Origin of the sequence: Variibacter gotjawalensis (assembly GCF_002355335.1) — a bacterium.
In the GTDB taxonomy this organism is placed as follows: Bacteria; Pseudomonadota; Alphaproteobacteria; order Rhizobiales; family Xanthobacteraceae; genus Variibacter; species Variibacter gotjawalensis.
The window spans coordinates 2,725,449-2,742,331 of sequence record NZ_AP014946.1 but is presented as its reverse complement, the minus strand read 5'-3'; the positions used below and the strand labels follow the sequence as shown (position 1 = coordinate 2,742,331).

Annotated in this window: 19 protein-coding genes; 9 read left to right on the top strand and 10 right to left on the bottom strand. The window is 60.9% G+C overall.

Annotated features, from left to right (window positions below):
- Positions 1–60 precede the first annotated feature (60 nt).
- The 3 genes from GJW30_RS13275 to GJW30_RS13265 all read left to right on the top strand — a co-directional run bounded on the left by GJW30_RS13275 (position 61) and on the right by GJW30_RS13265 (position 3,989).
- Positions 61–807, top strand: a complete 747-nt coding sequence (locus GJW30_RS13275; protein ID WP_096356075.1) for a proteasome-type protease — start codon at positions 61–63, stop codon at positions 805–807.
- Positions 808–921: 114 nt separating this feature from the next.
- Positions 922–3,126, top strand: coding sequence for a putative bifunctional diguanylate cyclase/phosphodiesterase (locus tag GJW30_RS13270; protein ID WP_130364472.1), 2,205 nt, complete (start codon positions 922–924; stop codon positions 3,124–3,126).
- Between the two features lie 107 nt (positions 3,127–3,233).
- A complete protein-coding gene (locus tag GJW30_RS13265; RefSeq protein ID WP_096356071.1) occupies positions 3,234–3,989 on the top strand; it encodes an SDR family oxidoreductase in 756 nt (251 codons plus the stop codon).
- 50 nt (positions 3,990–4,039) lie between these two features.
- On the opposite strand, the gene GJW30_RS13260 is transcribed toward GJW30_RS13265, so the two are convergent.
- Positions 4,040–4,414 (bottom strand): cyclophilin-like fold protein, encoded by a 375-nt coding sequence (locus GJW30_RS13260; RefSeq protein WP_096356069.1) that lies wholly within the window; start codon positions 4,412–4,414, stop codon positions 4,040–4,042.
- 58 nt (positions 4,415–4,472) lie between these two features.
- Between GJW30_RS13260 and GJW30_RS13255 the strand changes: the two genes are divergently transcribed.
- Both GJW30_RS13255 and GJW30_RS13250 read left to right on the top strand, forming a co-directional pair.
- Entirely contained in the window at positions 4,473–5,723 is a 1,251-nt protein-coding gene (locus tag GJW30_RS13255) for a NupC/NupG family nucleoside CNT transporter (protein WP_096358817.1), read from the top strand.
- A 90-nt stretch (positions 5,724–5,813) separates the two neighbouring features.
- Positions 5,814–6,209: a hypothetical protein gene (locus tag GJW30_RS13250; protein WP_130364470.1), complete on the top strand. Its 396-nt coding sequence runs from the start codon at positions 5,814–5,816 to the stop codon at positions 6,207–6,209.
- 44 nt (positions 6,210–6,253) lie between these two features.
- On the opposite strand, the gene GJW30_RS13245 is transcribed toward GJW30_RS13250, so the two are convergent.
- The 3 genes from GJW30_RS13245 to GJW30_RS13235 all read right to left on the bottom strand — a co-directional run bounded on the left by GJW30_RS13245 (position 6,254) and on the right by GJW30_RS13235 (position 7,446).
- Positions 6,254–6,520, bottom strand: coding sequence for an usg protein (locus GJW30_RS13245; protein ID WP_096356065.1), 267 nt, complete (start codon positions 6,518–6,520; stop codon positions 6,254–6,256).
- 228 nt (positions 6,521–6,748) lie between these two features.
- Positions 6,749–7,003, bottom strand: a complete 255-nt coding sequence (locus GJW30_RS13240) for a hypothetical protein (RefSeq protein WP_130364468.1) — start codon at positions 7,001–7,003, stop codon at positions 6,749–6,751.
- Between the two features lie 92 nt (positions 7,004–7,095).
- The gene (locus GJW30_RS13235) at positions 7,096–7,446 is read right to left on the bottom strand and encodes a hypothetical protein (RefSeq protein ID WP_096356061.1); all 351 of its coding nucleotides are present in this window, start codon (positions 7,444–7,446) and stop codon (positions 7,096–7,098) included.
- 266 nt (positions 7,447–7,712) lie between these two features.
- Between GJW30_RS13235 and GJW30_RS13230 the strand changes: the two genes are divergently transcribed.
- The 4 genes from GJW30_RS13230 (at position 7,713) to GJW30_RS13215 (ending at position 12,269) form a co-directional block, all read left to right on the top strand.
- The gene (locus GJW30_RS13230; RefSeq protein ID WP_096356059.1) at positions 7,713–8,030 is read left to right on the top strand and encodes a co-chaperone GroES; all 318 of its coding nucleotides are present in this window, start codon (positions 7,713–7,715) and stop codon (positions 8,028–8,030) included.
- A 67-nt stretch (positions 8,031–8,097) separates the two neighbouring features.
- Positions 8,098–9,729 (top strand): chaperonin GroEL, encoded by a 1,632-nt coding sequence (gene groL / locus GJW30_RS13225; protein WP_096356057.1) that lies wholly within the window; start codon positions 8,098–8,100, stop codon positions 9,727–9,729.
- Positions 9,730–9,869: 140 nt separating this feature from the next.
- A complete protein-coding gene (locus GJW30_RS13220) occupies positions 9,870–11,009 on the top strand; it encodes an alpha/beta hydrolase (RefSeq protein ID WP_245408508.1) in 1,140 nt (379 codons plus the stop codon).
- A gap of 153 nt (positions 11,010–11,162) precedes the next feature.
- The gene (locus GJW30_RS13215; protein WP_165391625.1) at positions 11,163–12,269 is read left to right on the top strand and encodes an alpha-hydroxy acid oxidase; all 1,107 of its coding nucleotides are present in this window, start codon (positions 11,163–11,165) and stop codon (positions 12,267–12,269) included.
- On the opposite strand, the gene GJW30_RS22915 is transcribed toward GJW30_RS13215, so the two are convergent.
- From GJW30_RS22915 to GJW30_RS13190, 6 genes are all read right to left on the bottom strand, one after another.
- Positions 12,270–12,644 (bottom strand): M20/M25/M40 family metallo-hydrolase, encoded by a 375-nt coding sequence (locus tag GJW30_RS22915; protein ID WP_197703730.1) that lies wholly within the window; start codon positions 12,642–12,644, stop codon positions 12,270–12,272.
- Positions 12,644–13,657, bottom strand: a complete 1,014-nt coding sequence (locus GJW30_RS13210) for an amidohydrolase (RefSeq protein ID WP_197703729.1) — start codon at positions 13,655–13,657, stop codon at positions 12,644–12,646. The genes GJW30_RS22915 and GJW30_RS13210 overlap by 1 nt, the downstream gene beginning before the upstream one ends.
- A gap of 102 nt (positions 13,658–13,759) precedes the next feature.
- Complete coding sequence (locus GJW30_RS13205; protein ID WP_197703728.1) at positions 13,760–15,166, bottom strand: amidohydrolase; 1,407 nt, start codon at positions 15,164–15,166, stop codon at positions 13,760–13,762.
- Between the two features lie 99 nt (positions 15,167–15,265).
- A complete protein-coding gene (locus GJW30_RS13200; RefSeq protein ID WP_130364466.1) occupies positions 15,266–15,940 on the bottom strand; it encodes a hypothetical protein in 675 nt (224 codons plus the stop codon).
- 199 nt (positions 15,941–16,139) lie between these two features.
- Positions 16,140–16,502 carry a hypothetical protein gene (locus GJW30_RS13195; RefSeq protein ID WP_096356051.1) on the bottom strand — a complete coding sequence of 121 codons (363 nt, stop codon included), beginning with the start codon at positions 16,500–16,502 and terminating at the stop codon, positions 16,140–16,142.
- Positions 16,503–16,537: 35 nt separating this feature from the next.
- Entirely contained in the window at positions 16,538–16,810 is a 273-nt protein-coding gene (locus GJW30_RS13190) for a GlsB/YeaQ/YmgE family stress response membrane protein (RefSeq protein ID WP_096358814.1), read from the bottom strand.
- Positions 16,811–16,883: the final 73 nt, after the last annotated feature.

Here is a 16,883-nt window from a genome sequence, read left to right as displayed (position 1 = left end):
GGCGGCTTAGAGTCGCTATAAGCGGTGCCGCGGCGTGCGACTCGGAGACTAAGAAAAGAAATGACTTACTGCTGCGGCATTCTGGTCCGTGACGGCCTCGTGATGGTCGCCGACACGCGCACCAACGCAGGGCTCGATAACGTCTCGACGTTCCGCAAACTTCACATCTTCCGCAAGCCGGACCGGCTCCTTACCCTCTCGACCTCCGGCAACCTCTCGATCAGCCAATCGGTCGTTAGTGTCCTCAACGAGGGCGTCGAGAACCCGGAGACCGGCGAACTCGAAACGCTGGTCAATGCGCCGACGATGTTCCAGGCGGCCCAGCGGATCGGCCGCGCGATCCGGCGCGTCTATGAGTCGGACGCGCCCGGCCTTCAGGCCGCCGATATCAGCTACGAGGTCTCATTCCTGTTCGGCGGTCAGATCAAGGGCGGCCCGATGCGGATGTTCATGGTCTATCCGGCCGGAAATTTCATCGAGTGCACGACTGACACCCCCTACCTCCAGATCGGCGAGCACAAGTACGGAAAGCCGATCCTCGATCGTGCAGTGCACCATAATATCGACCTCTACGACGCCCTGAAGATCGCGCTGATCTCGATGGATTCGACGATGCGGTCGAATCTTGCAGTCGGCCTGCCGATCGATTTTGTCGTTGTGCGCCGAGATGCTTGCATCGATGAGCTGACGTATCGCATCGAGCCGGGCGAGCCCTATTTCAGCGACCTTCGCGACCGCTGGTCGGCAGCCCTTCGCGCCGCACATATCGCTATCCCGCGGCCGCCCTACGCTGGGAAACGCGGGTAATTTAACTGTTTTTCAACTGTAAATTATACCAAGCCAAGAATCCCTGATCGCTGAAAGGTTTCGCCAACCTGAACACGGCACTGTCGATGCAATAACACCGAAAGTCGGTGCCAATTGGCAGATAAGAACCAGGGCCTAGTAACTGCGCGCCGTAGCTTCGGCCGCCGCAGCATCATTATTGCAGCGATTGCGGTTGCCGCCGCAATCGTGGGCGTCTGCGTTTCCGTCTTCTGGTTGAGCAACAGCGCCAACGAAGCGGCGCACCTGCGCGAGCAACAACTCGTCCGCGACGCCTTCGATGCTCGGGCACAACAGCTTGTCCGCGATGTCGAGCAAGTCGCCCGCTCTTCGAGGGCGATCGAACGCTTCTGGTACCGCTTCGACGGCGAGACGATCCGCCAAAACACGAAGTCGTGGCTCGCAGAGCCGCTCGCCGATAGCCTGTTCATAGTCGTCGAGCCGAATGGCCGAGCGCTGCAGAACGTCGTGCTGCCGGACGGGTTTTTCCGCGCCCCACGCGACATTTTCGAAGACCTACGCCCGGTACTCGACGAAGTATCCGCCCTGCGCACAGCATCGAGCCTGGCGGGCGACGACCCGCGAATGGGTACTCACGCGACCGTTCAGATTCAAACACTGCTCGGTCGCCCAGCGATAGTCGCAGCCGCTTATCTCGGCGGGGAGCCGCCGGCCACCGCAAGATACAATCCCGTGCCGCTCGTCGTTATGGCGCGATTCATATCGCAACAGCTACTGAGCGAGACGGCCACGCGATTTAGCCTGCCGGATCTGCGCCTGGTGAGCCGATACAACGAGATTCCGAAAGGCTCGAACACTTTGGAGCTTCGCGATCACGGGAATGGATGGGTCGCGCAGCTTGCTTGGACGCCCGAGCGCCCGGGTGATCAGATGTCGAATACGATCATCCCTATCGTGGTGCTCGCCGCACTCGGGCTCTTGGCGCTGCTCTTGGTGGTCGCTCACTATGTCGGCCGGACGACCGCTGTTCTCGAGCGCAACCAAGATCGCCTCCAGTATCTCGCGGCCCACGATGCGCTGACCGGATTGCCCAATCGCTTCTCGCTGATGCAAGCGTTGGACAGCGCCATGGAGTTGGCGAAAACCGATCGGATGCGCGGCGTTTTCATCACGATCGATCTGGATCTCTTCAAGGACGTCAACGATTTGCTCGGCCACGATGTCGGCGATCAACTGATCACCGAAGTCGGCAAGCGGCTCCTGCAAACCTTCGAGCGCGAGACTATGGTCGCTCGTGTCGGTGGCGACGAGTTCGCGATCATCGCACGCAATGTGGAGGGCGAAGACGCTATTCGCCTCATCGGCGAACGGGTGCTTGACGTATTCGCTCTGCCGTTCACAGTCCGCAATCAGCAGATACGACGCGGCGCCAGCGTCGGGATCGTTTCGCTTGATCAGACGGCAGCGACGAGCACAGACCTTTTGCGCTTTGCCGACATGGCGCTCTACCGGGCGAAACACGAGGGGCGCGGATTTTACTGCGTCTACGACGTCGACATGAGCGATGCTTACGTCGCAACCAAACAGCTTGAGGAAGACCTTCGCGTTGCGATTGAGAACAATGACCTGACGCTAGTTTATCAGCCGGTCGTGGCTGCCAATGGAAAGATTATTGGTGTCGAGGCGCTCAGCCGTTGGAAACATCCAACGCTCGGCATGGTGTCGCCGCCGCGCTTCATCGCAGCCGCCGAGCAAAGCGGATCGATTGTCCAACTCGGCGATTGGGTGATCCGCCAAGCCTGCAATGACGCGCTTGCTTGGCCGACCTTGACGGTCGCGGCCAACGTATCCGCAATGCAATTCCGCCGCCCCGAATTTGCGCAGATCGTCAAATCGATCCTGCAAGAGACCGGTCTGCCGCCGCAGCGGCTTGAGCTTGAGATCACGGAAACCGCCGTCATCGGCAACATCGAGGACGCTATCGCGGCCATCAATGATCTGCGCAAGCTTGGCGTTCAGTTTGCGCTCGACGATTTCGGCACGGGCTATTCATCGCTCGCGTATCTGCGCAGGCTTCCGTTCGACCGTATCAAGATCGATCAATCCTTCACGGCGAGTATCGAGAGTGGCGCGGAAGCGGCTTCCATCGTCCACGCGATTGTCAGCCTCGGCCGCGGCCTCGGCATGAAGGTGACGGCCGAAGGCGTCGAGACGCCGGACCAGCAGCTCTTCCTCCGCGCCGCGGGCGTACACGCGATGCAAGGCTATCTATTTGGACGGCCGATGCCTGCCGCCGAGATCGAGCCGGCGCCCGCTCAGACGACACGCGCGGCGTCCTAGTCCGCAATCCAAACATTCGCCCTGCGCGCTTGCGCATGGGTCATGAAACGGACTACTCCTCGCCGAGGCGCCTCGACGCGCATACGAAATATTTTGGGAGCTGAAACATGTCTGGGAAGGTTGCGGTCGTCACGGGTGCGGGAACGGGTGTCGGCAAGGCCGCAGCACTTGCGCTGGTGAAGGAAGGCTACGCGGTCGTGTTCGTCGGCCGCCGCCAGGATGTCCTCGACGCCGCGATCAAGGAAGCCGGCGCAGGCGCGAAAGCTCTTGCGGTCTCGGCCGATATCTCGAAGCCGGAAGAGATCAAGAAGGTCTTCGCCAAGGTCAAAGAGACTTACGGCCGTCTCGACTTGCTGTTCAACAACGCCGGCATGGGCGCGCCGCCGGTGCCGTTCGAAGATCTCCCGGTCGAGACTTGGAAAGCCGTGGTCGATCTCAATCTCACGGCATCGTTCCTGTGCGCGCAGGAAGCCATTCGCATGATGAAAGCGCAGAAGCCGCAGGGCGGCCGCATTATCAATAACGGTTCGATCTCGGCGCACACGCCTCGCCCGCGCTCTGCGGCCTACACGTCGACCAAGCACGCGATCACAGGCCTGACGAAGTCGATCTCGCTCGACAACCGCGAGTTCGACATCACGTGCAGCCAGATCGATATCGGCAACGCCGCAACGCCGATGACCGACCGCATGGTGAAGGGCGAAGGCGTTTTGCAGCCGGACGGCAGCATGGCGCAAGAAGCGCGTATGGATGCGGACAACGTCGGCAAGGCCGTCGCCTACATCGCGAACCTGCCGCTCGACTCCAACGTGTTGTTCATGACCGTGATGGCGAACAAGATGCCGTTCGTCGGTCGCGGCTGATTGATTTTTCCGACTGTGAGAAAGGCCCCGGCCCTCGCGCCGGGGCATTTTCATTTCACCAGCGATACTTTCACGCGCGATCCGGACTTCACGGACTTCAGCGCTTTCACATCCGACGTCGCCTTCGCGAACACGTTGGCCGGGCTCGCGAGGCGTATCTCATCGCCGCGACTGACCGGTGTGCGGCCGAAGCCGATCGCGATGCACGGACCGCCGAGCCAATACGCGATATCGCCCGGTTGCATGATTTCGCGAGCATCCGCCTCGCGCGGCGTTTCGACCGGAACGTCGAAGTAGACTTCATCGCCCCATGTCATCACGCGCGCTTCATATGGAAGCTTCGCCGCAATCGCTTTCGCCGACGCCGTGTCGAGCATGTCGGCTTCGAGCGTTTGGCCATCGAATTCGAAGCGGATGCGCGCCATCGCGTTCTCCCTGTTGTCGTTTCTCGCACGATCATACACAGTTCCGCCGGGGGATTTCATGCAGAACCTGCAGTCGGCGTTTGGCATCCTGGCGTTGATCGCGGTCGCGTGGGCGTTCAGCGAGCAACGCCGCGCCGTCGCGTGGCGGCAAGCCGCAGCGGCGCTTGCGCTCACGATCGCGCTGACATTTGTAATGCTGAAGGTGCCGCCGGTGCGCGCATTTTTCGCGGCCGCCAACGCGCCGGTCGAAGCACTTGCGGCGGCGACGCGCGCAGGAACCACCGTCGTGTTCGGCTATCTCGGCGGCGGGCCCCTGCCCTTCGATCCGAAAATGCCGGGTGGCGGTTTCATTCTCGCGTTTCAAGCGCTTCCGATCGTGTTGATGATCAGCGCGTTGACAACATTGCTCTTCTACTGGAAAATCCTGCCGCCCATCGTGCGCGGGTTCGCCTATGTGCTCGCGCGCACGCTTGGCGTCGGCGGCGCGGTCGGGTTGTCGACGGCGGCAAATATCTTCGTCGGTATGGTCGAAGCGCCGCTGTTCATCCGGCCGTATCTCGCCAAGCTCTCGCGTAGTGAATTGTTCGTCGTCATGACGGGCGGCATGGCAGGCATCGCCGGCACTGTGCTCGTTCTCTACGCCACGCTTCTCACCGCAAGCGTACCTGACGCGGCCGGTCATTTCGTCATCGCGTCGGTTCTCGGCGCGCCCGCCGCGATCCTCATCGCGCGCGTGATGGTGCCTGAGATCGAGAACGCCGCGACAGAAGGCTCGCTCGAAGAGCCGGAGCCTGTCGCCGCGAGCACGATGGACGCGATCGTCAAAGGCACGAGCGCCGGCCTCGAACTCCTGCTCAACATTGTCGCGATGCTGATCGTGTTCGTCGCGTTGGTTTATCTCGTCAACGCGATGCTCGGCATTCTGCCGTCCGTCGGCGGCGCACCAATTACGCTGCAACGCATGCTCGGCACCGTGATGGCGCCGGTGTGTTGGCTGATGGGCCTGCCGTGGAGCGAAGCACCGGCAGCCGGCGCGCTGATGGGCACGAAGACGGTGCTCAACGAGTTCGTCGCATATCTTGACTTCGCCGCGCTATCGCCTGAAGCGCTCTCGCCGCGCTCACGGCTCATCATGCTGTACGCGCTCTGCGGCTTCGCGAACTTCGGCAGCCTCGGCATCATGGTCGCGGGACTGACAACGATGGCGCCAGAACGGCGCCAAGAGATCGTCGGTCTCGGTCTTAAATCGATCATCGCCGGAACCCTGTCGACATGCGTCATCGGCGCGATCGTCGGCGTGCTGACTTAGGTTCGCGGCGTCTCGAATTTCCGTTGACGGGACGAACCGCAGCGGTAACCTTCACGCATTGCTCTTCTTATTTTGCGAACGGATATTTTTATGCAACGCATTGTCATAATGGCTGCTTCTTTGCTGTTTCTGTCCACGCACGCCGATGCACAGCAAATCAACAGCGTTAAAGTTTCCGGCTTCTCGAATGCCAACAAATGTTCGGCTCTCGGAGGAAGCTCAGTTCCTCCCACCATCACGATCCGGCACTCGAAAGCGGCCGGCAGCATCGCGATTTCGATGCGGGATGATTTGAGCAATGGCCGCGTCATCGACCACGGCAGCACCTCGGTCAGCGCCGATCCGTCCGGTGTGACAGTCGTCAAGTACGCGTTCCTTCCGCCCTGCAATCGCAGCGCCGACAGGACGTCCACTTACTCGTTCACGGTCACCGGCTCGAACGCACGATCCGTGAAATGGGCAACGGTGGCACCCGGCGGGCGCTGATAGCGAGAAGTTGCTCTGTCGCGTCGTGACGGCGCGGCAGAGCTTTAGTGCAGTCGCAACTCCGTGCCGATCGCGCGGACTTCCGCAGGCTTGATCAACCCCGAATGCGCGACCTCGACCGAATGCAGCACGCCTTCGAGCGAGCGCGTCCAGAAGTCGAGAAACTTCTGCAGCCCAGGGAATTTCGGGCACAGGTCGTATTCCTGCCAGACGTAAGTCTGCAGCAGCCAGGGATGATCGGGGCGATGATAGAGAATGCGCGCAGTGGTCAGCGCGTAGCCATCGAGCTGACGCCGGAAGTCGTCGTTCATTGCGGTCCTCGCTTCTAGTGCGGGACCCTGGCCCAGGCGGGACGGCCGGGACCAACGTCCCCTTCGATCCGCTTCCACGCGACGTTCGTCACCACGCGCGGAAATGAATCACGCAGACAACGCGAAAGTGTCGCCACCCAGTTCCACCAGTACAAGCGCATTTTCTGAATAAAGTGTGTACGATCAATAGGCTAGCAGCATCGCTTCACGAGCGCTAACAGCCGGCGGTTAGCGTGCACGCCGGCTGAGTTTCCGCGCGTGCTTGCGTGGCTTCACGTTGCCTTTGCCGAGCCAGCCGAAACCACGATTGAATTGATAGCCGCACTCGTAGAGGCCCGGCCCTTTCCATCCATCCGGATAGAAGCAAACCCTAGCGTCGATCAGCGACGCGACAGAACCGACAGCACGTGGAAAGGCGCTCGCGTCGGCAGGTGAAATGGCGGCGATTGCGAGCGACGTCAGAACGACTTTAAATATGCGCATGAGTAAAGCTCCGTTGAAAAAGACGAAGGGCCCGATCTTGCGATCGAGCCCCAACGTTTTCAATCTCGAATGCGTTCGAGTTGGAACGCAGATTAGCGGCGTCCGCGACCGCCGCCGTGGCGATGACCGCCACCGTGACGACCGCCGCCCATGTGGCGACCGCCGCCATGCATGTGACGGCCGCCGCCGTGATGATGACGACCACCGTGATGGTGATGACGATGACCACCGCGATGACCGTGCCAGCCGGAGCCGCGGCGGAAGCGATAACCGCACTGGTAAAGGCCCGGGCCGTTCCAGCCGTCGACGTAGAAGCAGAGCGCTACGTTCTCTACGTCAGAGACTGCCGGTAGCGGGCTGACAGGAAGCGCTTCGGCGCGCTGCGGCGCGAATGCGCCAGCAAGTAGCAACGCGGCCCCGGCCGCGATCCATGTCTTGATCATCGTTTCTCTCCGTTGGTGATTCCTCGCGAGGGCACCCTGCGCATATTCTGTTACCGAAACAAGACACGATTGCGCGCGCCAGCGGACGTTAGCGATGCCAAGAACTTCCGTTAGCAATCCACACTGATGAGTGCTAAAAACTGCTCACGGCCTCTTGAAGGCCTGTAGGGTCTGCCCTATCTCCCGCGTGAACTTGCGGCAGAGGCTCCCGAAGCGCGAAGTTCGACCCCAGAATTCGAAGCAAATCCAATGACTTGGAGGATACCATGAAGTTCCGCCCGCTTCACGACCGCGTCGTCGTCAAGCGCATCGATGCCGAGCAGAAGTCCGCCGGCGGCATCATCATTCCGGACACCGCACAAGAGAAGCCGTCGCAGGGCGAGATCATCGCCGTCGGCCCGGGTGGCCGTGACGAAGCCGGCAAGCTCATTCCGATCGACCTCAAGGTCGGCGACGTCGTCCTGTTCGGCAAATGGTCGGGCACGGAAGTGAAGATCGACGGCCAGGATCTCCTCATCATGAAGGAGTCCGACGTGATGGGTGTTATCGAAGGCACCGTCGCAACGAAGAAGAAGGCCGCGTAACGCGGCGTCCACCGCCCGCATGGGCGGTGTTTTTGTTTGATTCAGAACCCGAAACGGAAAATCCGAAATGGCAGCCAAAGACGTTAAATTCTCCGTCGACGCGCGCGATCGCATGCTGCGCGGCGTCGACATTCTCGCCAACGCCGTCAAGGTGACGCTCGGCCCGAAAGGCCGCAACGTCGTCCTCGACAAGTCGTTCGGCGCTCCGCGCATCACCAAGGACGGTGTGACGGTCGCAAAGGAAATCGAACTCGAAGACAAGTTCGAAAACATGGGCGCACAGATGGTGCGCGAAGTCGCTTCGAAGTCGTCGGACACGGCCGGTGACGGCACGACGACCGCAACGGTTCTCGCTCAGGCGATCGTTCGCGAAGGCGCAAAGGCCGTCGCAGCCGGCATGAACCCGATGGACCTCAAGCGCGGTATCGACCTTGCTGTCGCGCGCGTCGTCGAAGACCTCAAGAAGAACTCGAAGAAGGTCACCTCGAACGACGAAATCGCTCAGGTCGGCACGATCTCGGCGAACGGCGACAAGGAAGTCGGCGAATTCCTCGCTCACGCGATGAAGAAGGTCGGCAACGAGGGCGTCATCACGGTTGAAGAAGCCAAGTCGCTTGAGACCGAACTCGACGTCGTCGAAGGCATGCAGTTCGACCGCGGCTACATCTCGCCGTACTTCGTCACCAACGCCGATAAGATGCGCGTTGAGATGGAAGACCCGTACATCCTCATCAACGAGAAGAAGCTTTCAAACCTGCAAGAACTCCTGCCGGTCCTCGAAGCGGTCGTGCAGAGCGGCAAGCCGCTCCTCATCATCGCCGAGGAAGTCGAAGGCGAAGCTCTCGCAACGCTCGTCGTCAACAAGCTGCGTGGTGGCCTCAAGGTAGCAGCCGTCAAGGCTCCGGGCTTCGGCGATCGCCGCAAGGCCATGCTGCAGGACATCGCGATCCTGACCGGCGGTCAGGCGATCTCGGAAGATCTCGGCATCAAGCTCGAGAACGTCCAGCTCAACATGCTCGGCCGCGCCAAGAAGGTGATGATCGAGAAGGAAAACACCACGATCGTGAACGGCGCCGGCAAGAAGGCCGACATCGAAGCACGCATCGGCCAGATCAAGGCGCAGATCGAAGAGACCACTTCGGACTACGACCGTGAGAAGCTCCAGGAGCGTCTCGCCAAGCTCGCAGGCGGCGTCGCGGTTCTCCGCGTCGGCGGCGCGACCGAGGTCGAAGTGAAGGAGCGCAAGGATCGCGTTGATGACGCTCTTCATGCGACCCGCGCTGCGGTCGAAGAAGGCATCCTGCCGGGTGGTGGCGTTGCCCTCCTCCGTTCGATCAAGGCTCTGGCCGGCATCAAGACGCAGAACGACGACCAGAAGACCGGCGTCGAGATCGTCCGCAAGGCACTTTCGGCTCCGGCTCGTCAGATCGCACTCAACGCAGGCGAAGACGGTTCGGTCATCGTCGGCAAGGTGCTCGAGAAGGAGACCTATCAGTTCGGCTTCGACGCGCAGAACGCCGAGTACGGCGATCTCGTCAAGAAGGGCATCATCGATCCGACTAAGGTCGTTCGTGCAGCGATCCAGAACGCGGCTTCGGTCGCAGGCCTCCTGATTACGACGGAAGCCATGATCGCCGAGCTGCCGAAGAAGGGTTCGGCCGGTCCGGCAATGCCCCCCGGCGGCGGGATGGATTTCTAAGCTCCGCTTAGTTCTACGACGCGAAAACCCCGGCAGCGATGCCGGGGTTTTTGTTTGCGAGCGCCGGCACGCGACGTTTCGCTTCGCGCCGTGACTTGCTACCGAGGTCTCGTCCAAAAGAAAAAGAACGAGGAAACGACGTGACGCGCAAACTTGCAGCCATCGCTTTGGCCTCCCTGCTGGCGACTTCCGTCGCGCATGCGCAGACATTCAAACCGACGCAGCCCGAGGGTTACTTCTTCGTCGGCGGGAAGTTCGAGACGATCAACAACCGCGTGCTGATGACCGGCCAGATGTATGTCGAGTATCGCGCACCGAAGAAGATCAAGCATCGCTACCCTGTCGTGATGGTGCACGGGACCGCGCAGACCGGCTCAAACTTCACAGGCACGCCGGACGGGCGCGCCGGATGGGCGCAGCATTTCGTCGACCAAGGCTTCGCGGTCTACATCGTCGATCAGGTCGGCCGCGGGCGCTCCGGTGACAATCCTGACGCGTACGGCGCTTACACGCGCTTCCCGGCGACGGCGCTGGAAGAGCGTTTCACCGGCACGGAGAATTTCAAGCTGTGGCCGCAAGCGAAGCTGCACACGCAATGGCCGGGCGGTCCTGGCATTCGCGGCAACGCGGCGTTCGATCAATTCTACGCATCGCAGGTCGCCTACATCGCAAGCGCGGGCAAGACCGAAGAAGTTATGACGCCCGCGATGATCGCACTGCTGCAGAAAGTCGGCCCGTCGATCCTGCTCACGCATTCGCAGGCGAGTGTGTTCGGCTTCGCGATGTCGGATCAAAAGCCAGACCTCGTCAAAGCGCATATTGCGGTCGAGCCCAACGGTCCTCCGTTTTTCGACGTCGTCTTCAAGGGTGGAGACACCTGGTGGGAGACCTCCGGGAAGGAACGCGCCCGCGCGCATGGCGTGACGCGGTTGCCGCTCGCATTCGAACCCGCGGTCAAGGCTCCCGAGGACCTCCAGGTCGTTCAGGAAGACAAGGCGCGTAGCGATGGTCACATCCGCTGCTGGCTGCAGGCCGAGCCCGTCCGCAAATTGCCGAACATCGCCAAAGTGCCCACCGTCGTCGTAACGGGCGAAGCCTCGTTCCGGGCCACCTACGACGACTGCACCACCGCGTTTCTCACGCAGGCCGGGGTGAAGACGGACCGGATCGCTCTCGGCGAGATCAGCATTCGCGGCAATGGTCACATGATGATGCTCGAGAAGAACAACCGCGACATCGCTCAGGCGATGATCAAGTGGATCCGCCAGCGTATTCGCTGAGCGGCCGGACCCCGACAGCGATGCCTGAGTTTCTGTGCCCGTACGCTACCGTATGCGGTAGAGATCGGCTACGTCTTCGCCTTCAAGTTGCTAGCTTGGATATTGCTCGTGTTTCGTCTCACCGACTGCCACAACTTCCATGACTTCCGCGCGATGGCGAAGCGGCGCCTGCCCGGCCCGATCTTCAACTACATCGACGGCGCGGCGGACGACGAAACGACGCTGCGGCGGAACACGACAAGCTTCGAGCAGTGCGACCTCGTGCCGAACATTTTGCGCGGTGTGTCGGAGGTCGACACGTCCGTCACCGTGATGGGGCAGAAGCTTGCTGTCCCTTTCTATTGCTCGCCGACGGCGCTGCAACGGCTCTTCCACCATGACGGCGAGCGCGCGGTGGCAGCCGCCGCCGGCAAGTTCGGCACGATGTTCGGTGTCTCGTCGCTCGGGACCGTGAGCCTAGAAGAGGCGCGGCACATCAGCCGCGCGACGCCGCAGGCCTATCAGTTCTACTTCCACAAGGATCGCGGTTTGAACCGCGCGATGATGCAGCGCGCGAAGGATGCGGGCGTCGAAGTCATGATGCTGACGGTCGACAGCATCACGGGCGGCAATCGCGAGCGCGACCTGCGCACCGGCTTTTCGATTCCTTTCCGCCTCAACCTCGCGGGAATGCTGCAATTCGCCGTGAAACCGGCATGGGCGCTCAACTACCTCACGCACGAGAGCTTCAAGTTGCCGCAACTCGACACCCACGTCGATATGGGCGGCGGCGTCATGTCGATCAGCCGCTATTTCACCGAGATGCTCGATCCGGCGATGACGTGGGACGACGTCGCGCTGATGGTGCGCGAATGGAACGGCCAGTTTTGCCTCAAAGGCGTCATGTCAGTCGAGGATGCGAAGCGCGCCGTCGACATCGGCTGCACCGGGATCATCCTCTCGAACCACGGTGGACGCCAGCTCGACGGTTCGCGCGCGGCATTCGATCAGCTCGCCGAAATCGCGGATGCGGTGGGTGACCGCATCGACGTCATTATGGACGGCGGCGTGCAGCGCGGCACGCATGTGCTGAAAGCGCTGTCGCTCGGCGCTAAGGCCGTCGGCGTCGGCCGCTACTATCTCTATCCGCTCGCGGCGGCGGGCCAGGCCGGCGTCGAGCGCGCGCTCGGCCAGCTACGCACCGAGATCGTGCGCGACATGAAGCTGATGGGCGTCCGCTCGACAAGCGAGCTATCGCGCGCGAACCTACGCTTCCGCTGATCAGGCCGTTCCGCTGCCCGTATAGTCGGCGACGAGATGCAACATGCCGCGCAGGCCGTGGATGAGCCCTGCTTCCTCAACACGGAAGCGCGGCGAATGATTGGGTGCCGGCTCCTTGTCGTCCGGCGCTGCGATGCCGACGAAGAAGAACAACCCCGGCACGATATTCGAGAAGAACGAAAAGTCCTCGCTGCCGCTAGCGGGATAATCCATGCGAACGGCCTTTGGCGCGGCACGCGCAAGGCTCGGCGCCATTCGCTCGACCAAGGCCGCGTCGTTGTAAACGGCCGGATATGGGAATTCGCCCCATTCAACTTGGACGCGTCCTCTCATGCCCACTGCGACACTCTCGGCGATCTCGCCGATGCGCGTCATCACGAACCCCGATGATCGTCGCTATACGTGCGCGCGGTGCCGAGAAGTTCGGCCTTGTCGGAAATGATATTCTGCCGCTGACCGCCTTTGAACTGACCGACGGTGACGACAGCGGGATTGCGATTGATATCGGACTCGCGACTGACGATCGTTTGCAGCGTGGTGACGATTGTCGAGCCGATAGTGACCGGGTCGACGCCCTTCCACGGCATAGCGCCGTGCGTCTGGCTTCCTTTGACGGTGATACGGAATGTATCCGACGCAGCCATCGTGACGCCTGCCTTGTAGGAGATCACACCAACCGGCATCGCCGAGGTGACGTGGAGACCAAACACAACATCGGGCTTGGGATCTATCATAGCGCCCTGCTCGACCATCACGCGCGCCCCGCCTGACTCTCCAATCGGAAGCCCTTCCTCGGCAGGCTGGAAGATCAGCTTCACGGTGCCGCGCCACTCGCCGCGCAGCTCGGCCAATACTTCGGCGACGGCCATCAATACCGCAACGTGACAATCGTGTCCGCAGGCGTGCATCACGCCGACAGTCTCGCCGCCCCACTGCGTTGTGACCTTTGAGGCGAATGGAAGATCGACTTCTTCGGCGACCGGCAAAGCATCCATGTCGGCGCGGAGAGCGACGACCGGACCTTCTCCACCCTCGCCCTTCAGCAAGCCAACGACGCCGGTGGTCGCGATGCGTTCGTGCACTTGGTAGCCAAGACGCTTGAGGTGGTCTGCGACGATGCCGGCCGTGCGCGTCTCCTGATTGCCAAGCTCGGGATGCGCATGGAAATCGCGGCGCCACGCAATCATCCTTGCTTCGATCGCGGCAGCTGCGGCGTCGAGCTGTGCGTGGATCGGGCGAGCAACGCTGGTTGGCGCGACCGTCGGCCCTGTTGGCGGGACGACCAGTCCGCAGGCCGCACAAACGCAACCTGGCAAAGCTGCCGCCGTCGATATGGGCTCAACGGCCTCGGCAATGAACTGCCCCTGCGCGGGCTTGGAAATGGACATCGAAAAGCTCGGACAACAGAAAAAGGAATGACAAATTGGACACCCGAAAAGGGGGTTGTGCAACGTCCTAAAGATTGAAACGGGCGGCCTTCGCGTCGCGGGCTAGTCCGTTCCGCTGCCCGTATAGTCGGCGACGAGATGCAGCATGCCGCGCAGACCGTGCATCAATCCGGCCTCTTCGACGCGGAAGCGCGGCGAGTGGTTCGGCGCAGCATTCTTGTCGTCCGGCGCTGCGATGCCGACGAAGAAGAACAAGCCCGGCACAACGTTCGCGAAGAACGAAAAGTCTTCGCTGGGGCTCGCTGGGTGATCGAGCCGGAAGAGTTTCGGCGATGTGCGAGCCAGCGTCGGCGCCATCTTCTCAACCAACGCTACGTCATTGACGAGCGGCGGATACGCGAACTCATTCCAGGCAACTTCGGCGCTGCCGTTCATGCCGCGCGCGATATTTTCAGCTATCTCACCGATCCGCTTTTTCACCTGCGCGCGATGCGGCTCGCTGTAGGTCCGCAACGTGCCGACGAGTTCGGCGCTGTCCGAGATGATGTTCTGGCGTTGGCCGCCTTTGAAAATGCCGATCGTCACAACGGCGGGATTGCGCTGAATGTCCGTCTCTCGGCTGATGATGGTCTGCAGCGTCGTGACGATGGTCGCGCCGATCGTGATCGGATCGACGCCGCCCCACGGCACGGCGCCGTGCGTCTGTCGGCCTTTGACGACGATCTTGAACGTGTCCGAGCCTGCCATCGTCGGCCCCGGCCGATACGACACGACACCCACGGGCGCCGCGGACGATACGTGCAGGCCGAATACAGCATCGGGCTTAGGATCGGCCATGACGCCTTGCTCGACCATGACGCGCGCGCCGCCGGTCTCGCCGATCGGCAATCCCTCCTCGGCCGGCTGGAAGATGAGCTTCACGGTCCCGCGCAATTCCTTGCGCATGCCGGCAACAATTTCGGCGACAGCCATTTGGATCGCGACGTGGCAGTCATGACCGCAGGCGTGCATCACACCGACTTCTTCGCCGTTCCACCGCGTCTTCACCTTAGAGGCAAACGGCAGGTCGACCTGTTCGGCAACCGGCAGCGCATCCATGTCGGCACGCACCGCGATGACGGGACCAGGTCCGCCCTCGCCTTTCAGAACGCCAACAACGCCCGTCGTCGCAACGCCTTCGCGGACCTCGTACCCAAGCGACTTAAGGTGCTCCGCGACGATCCCGGCCGTGCGCTTTTCCTGATTGCCGAGCTCGGGATGCTGATGAATGTCGCGTCGCCATTCCAGCATTTTGGCTTCGATCGCTTTCGCGGCTTGATCGAGCTTAGCGTGGATCGGTCGCGCGGGCGCCGCTGCCGGCGTCGGTATGCTTTGCGCGAGCGCAGCGACAGGGCGCATGAGACTGAAGGCAGCGCAGGCGCAGCCGACATGCAGCAGTGCCCGGCGGCTCAGGTTAAGATCGATGGGTTCGGCGAAGAAACGGCTTTGCGTGCGTTTGAAGAAGAGCATCGGCGAGCTCCTGCAACAATATTGATCTGCCTATAGAGAAATAGGACACCCAAAAGTTGCATCACGCAAGGCCGAAGGCCTTTGTGTCGGCGCTGCCTGTTAGGCGAAAGCAGGCTCCGCCATCAACGTTCGGATAGCGTTGACGGTCGGCTCGCAACCGCGCTGGACTCGAATACACTCAGTTCTAATGTCGTTGGTTTTGCGGAGCATCAAGGCACGCATATCGGCTTGAAAACGTTCAAAACCGGCGCGGTTCGGCTCGCGGCCGTAATATTCTAATCGATTGAGCTTCCGGCCTTCGTCGCTCCGTTCCCACGCGGTCTCAGGATCAATATCGAGATAAATCACAAACTCCGGGGCGGGAAGCGAACGCCAAAGTCGAAAGATCTGATCGTTGATGAAGCCGTGCAAAATGCACTTCGCCAGGAGCTTGTAATAATAGGAGTCGACGATGACGGGCTTGTCGACACCGCTTGCCAGAATACGGTCGCGTAGATGGATCAAATAGACGCTGAAGACACTGAGCAGCAATTCCGGCGAGTGCCCCCCTGCTAACAACTCAGACGGTCTAAACGCCTCACGCATCGAGCGGACGATGTCCGACTCTTTTTCTGACAAGTTGTGATCGTAAGAAAAGCAATGCGCCGCAGCGTTCTTTTGAAGCTCACGCAGCATCCACGACTTACCAAAATAATCTGGACCTAGAAGAACACCAAAACGAAGATTGGGCCGTTCAACCTCACCGCGGGCAATCCGCGAAACCGCAAGCTGCATCGTTTCCACATATTGGGAGAAGAATTAAGCATGAAGCTCGAAGCGCGAGCAAAATACGAAATGAAATATTTGGGTATTGCGTAAGGAACAGCCTCTGGGTGTTCGCAAAATATGTCAAGAGGCCGTCACAAATCGAAGGAGCAAATGCTGCGAGCGGTTGAGCTGAGATACAAACCCGCCGCCGCGCGCAGCGAAATGCTTATTTTTTTGCAGCAGCTTTTTTCTTCGCCGGCTTGGCAAGTGCCTTCGGCTTGCTCTTCGACGAACTACGCGCGACGGCAGTCGCGGTTGCGATCGCTCCAGCCGCGAGAGCGGCAACGCCAAGCGCGACCGCAGGCGTCGAGGTCGCGGCTTTCTTCAGTTTTGCTTTTGTCGATGCTTTCACTTTCGGCATCGCAGGCAACTTCGCTTTCATCTGAGCCGCTGTCGGAAGGCTCGCTTTCACTTTAGCGACCGACGGCAGCTTCTTCTTCACCGACGCAACGGTCGGCAGCTTCGTTGTTGAAGCTTTCTTTGTAGAAGCCTTCTTGGTCGAAGCCTTCTTGGCAGATGCTTTTTTCATTTCGAGTTCTCCAATGTCTCAAGGAAAGTGATGCATTAAGCGCGCCAACGTCCTGGTGCGATGAGGCGCGTTGCGAAAATCAGCAGACACGCGCCCACGAAGCCGGACACGAGGTAGTTCAGCCACGGTGACAACCCGAGGCGCACGCCCAGCAAACCAAAGAGCCAAGCGCCGATGCCGGCGCCGATCATGCCGAGGATAATGTTGGTGATGATGCCCATGTTGCTCGCCGTCACCTTCTCGGCGAGCCAACCCGCAATCGCGCCAACGAAAATCGCGGCGATCCAACCAAGCTGTGCGTTTTCCATATTGATCGTCCCCTGTCGCACGCCGAAGAGCGCGCCATCCGAGCCGATAACACTTGAGTACCGGATAAGTTGC

Bases quoted from the DNA above. Each gene is read 5' to 3' on its own strand.
- GJW30_RS13235 (WP_096356061.1), bottom strand. From the start codon at position 7,446: ATGATCAAGACATGGATCGCGGCCGGGGCCGCGTTGCTACTTGCTGGC.
- GJW30_RS13260 (WP_096356069.1), bottom strand. From the start codon at position 4,414: ATGGCGCGCATCCGCTTCGAATTCGATGGCCAAACGCTCGAAGCCGAC.
- GJW30_RS13215 (WP_165391625.1), top strand. From the start codon at position 11,163: ATGGCGAAGCGGCGCCTGCCCGGCCCGATCTTCAACTACATCGACGGC.
- GJW30_RS22915 (WP_197703730.1), bottom strand. From the start codon at position 12,644: ATGACGCGCATCGGCGAGATCGCCGAGAGTGTCGCAGTGGGCATGAGA.
- GJW30_RS13230 (WP_096356059.1), top strand. From the start codon at position 7,713: ATGAAGTTCCGCCCGCTTCACGACCGCGTCGTCGTCAAGCGCATCGAT.
- GJW30_RS13210 (WP_197703729.1), bottom strand. From the start codon at position 13,657: ATGTCCATTTCCAAGCCCGCGCAGGGGCAGTTCATTGCCGAGGCCGTT.
- groL (WP_096356057.1), top strand. From the start codon at position 8,098: ATGGCAGCCAAAGACGTTAAATTCTCCGTCGACGCGCGCGATCGCATG.
- GJW30_RS13275 (WP_096356075.1), top strand. From the start codon at position 61: ATGACTTACTGCTGCGGCATTCTGGTCCGTGACGGCCTCGTGATGGTC.
- GJW30_RS13200 (WP_130364466.1), bottom strand. From the start codon at position 15,940: ATGCAGCTTGCGGTTTCGCGGATTGCCCGCGGTGAGGTTGAACGGCCC.
- GJW30_RS13265 (WP_096356071.1), top strand. From the start codon at position 3,234: ATGTCTGGGAAGGTTGCGGTCGTCACGGGTGCGGGAACGGGTGTCGGC.
- GJW30_RS13195 (WP_096356051.1), bottom strand. From the start codon at position 16,502: ATGAAAAAAGCATCTGCCAAGAAGGCTTCGACCAAGAAGGCTTCTACA.
- GJW30_RS13255 (WP_096358817.1), top strand. From the start codon at position 4,473: ATGCAGAACCTGCAGTCGGCGTTTGGCATCCTGGCGTTGATCGCGGTC.
- GJW30_RS13250 (WP_130364470.1), top strand. From the start codon at position 5,814: ATGCAACGCATTGTCATAATGGCTGCTTCTTTGCTGTTTCTGTCCACG.
- GJW30_RS13245 (WP_096356065.1), bottom strand. From the start codon at position 6,520: ATGAACGACGACTTCCGGCGTCAGCTCGATGGCTACGCGCTGACCACT.
- GJW30_RS13205 (WP_197703728.1), bottom strand. From the start codon at position 15,166: ATGCTCTTCTTCAAACGCACGCAAAGCCGTTTCTTCGCCGAACCCATC.
- GJW30_RS13190 (WP_096358814.1), bottom strand. From the start codon at position 16,810: ATGGAAAACGCACAGCTTGGTTGGATCGCCGCGATTTTCGTTGGCGCG.
- GJW30_RS13240 (WP_130364468.1), bottom strand. From the start codon at position 7,003: ATGCGCATATTTAAAGTCGTTCTGACGTCGCTCGCAATCGCCGCCATT.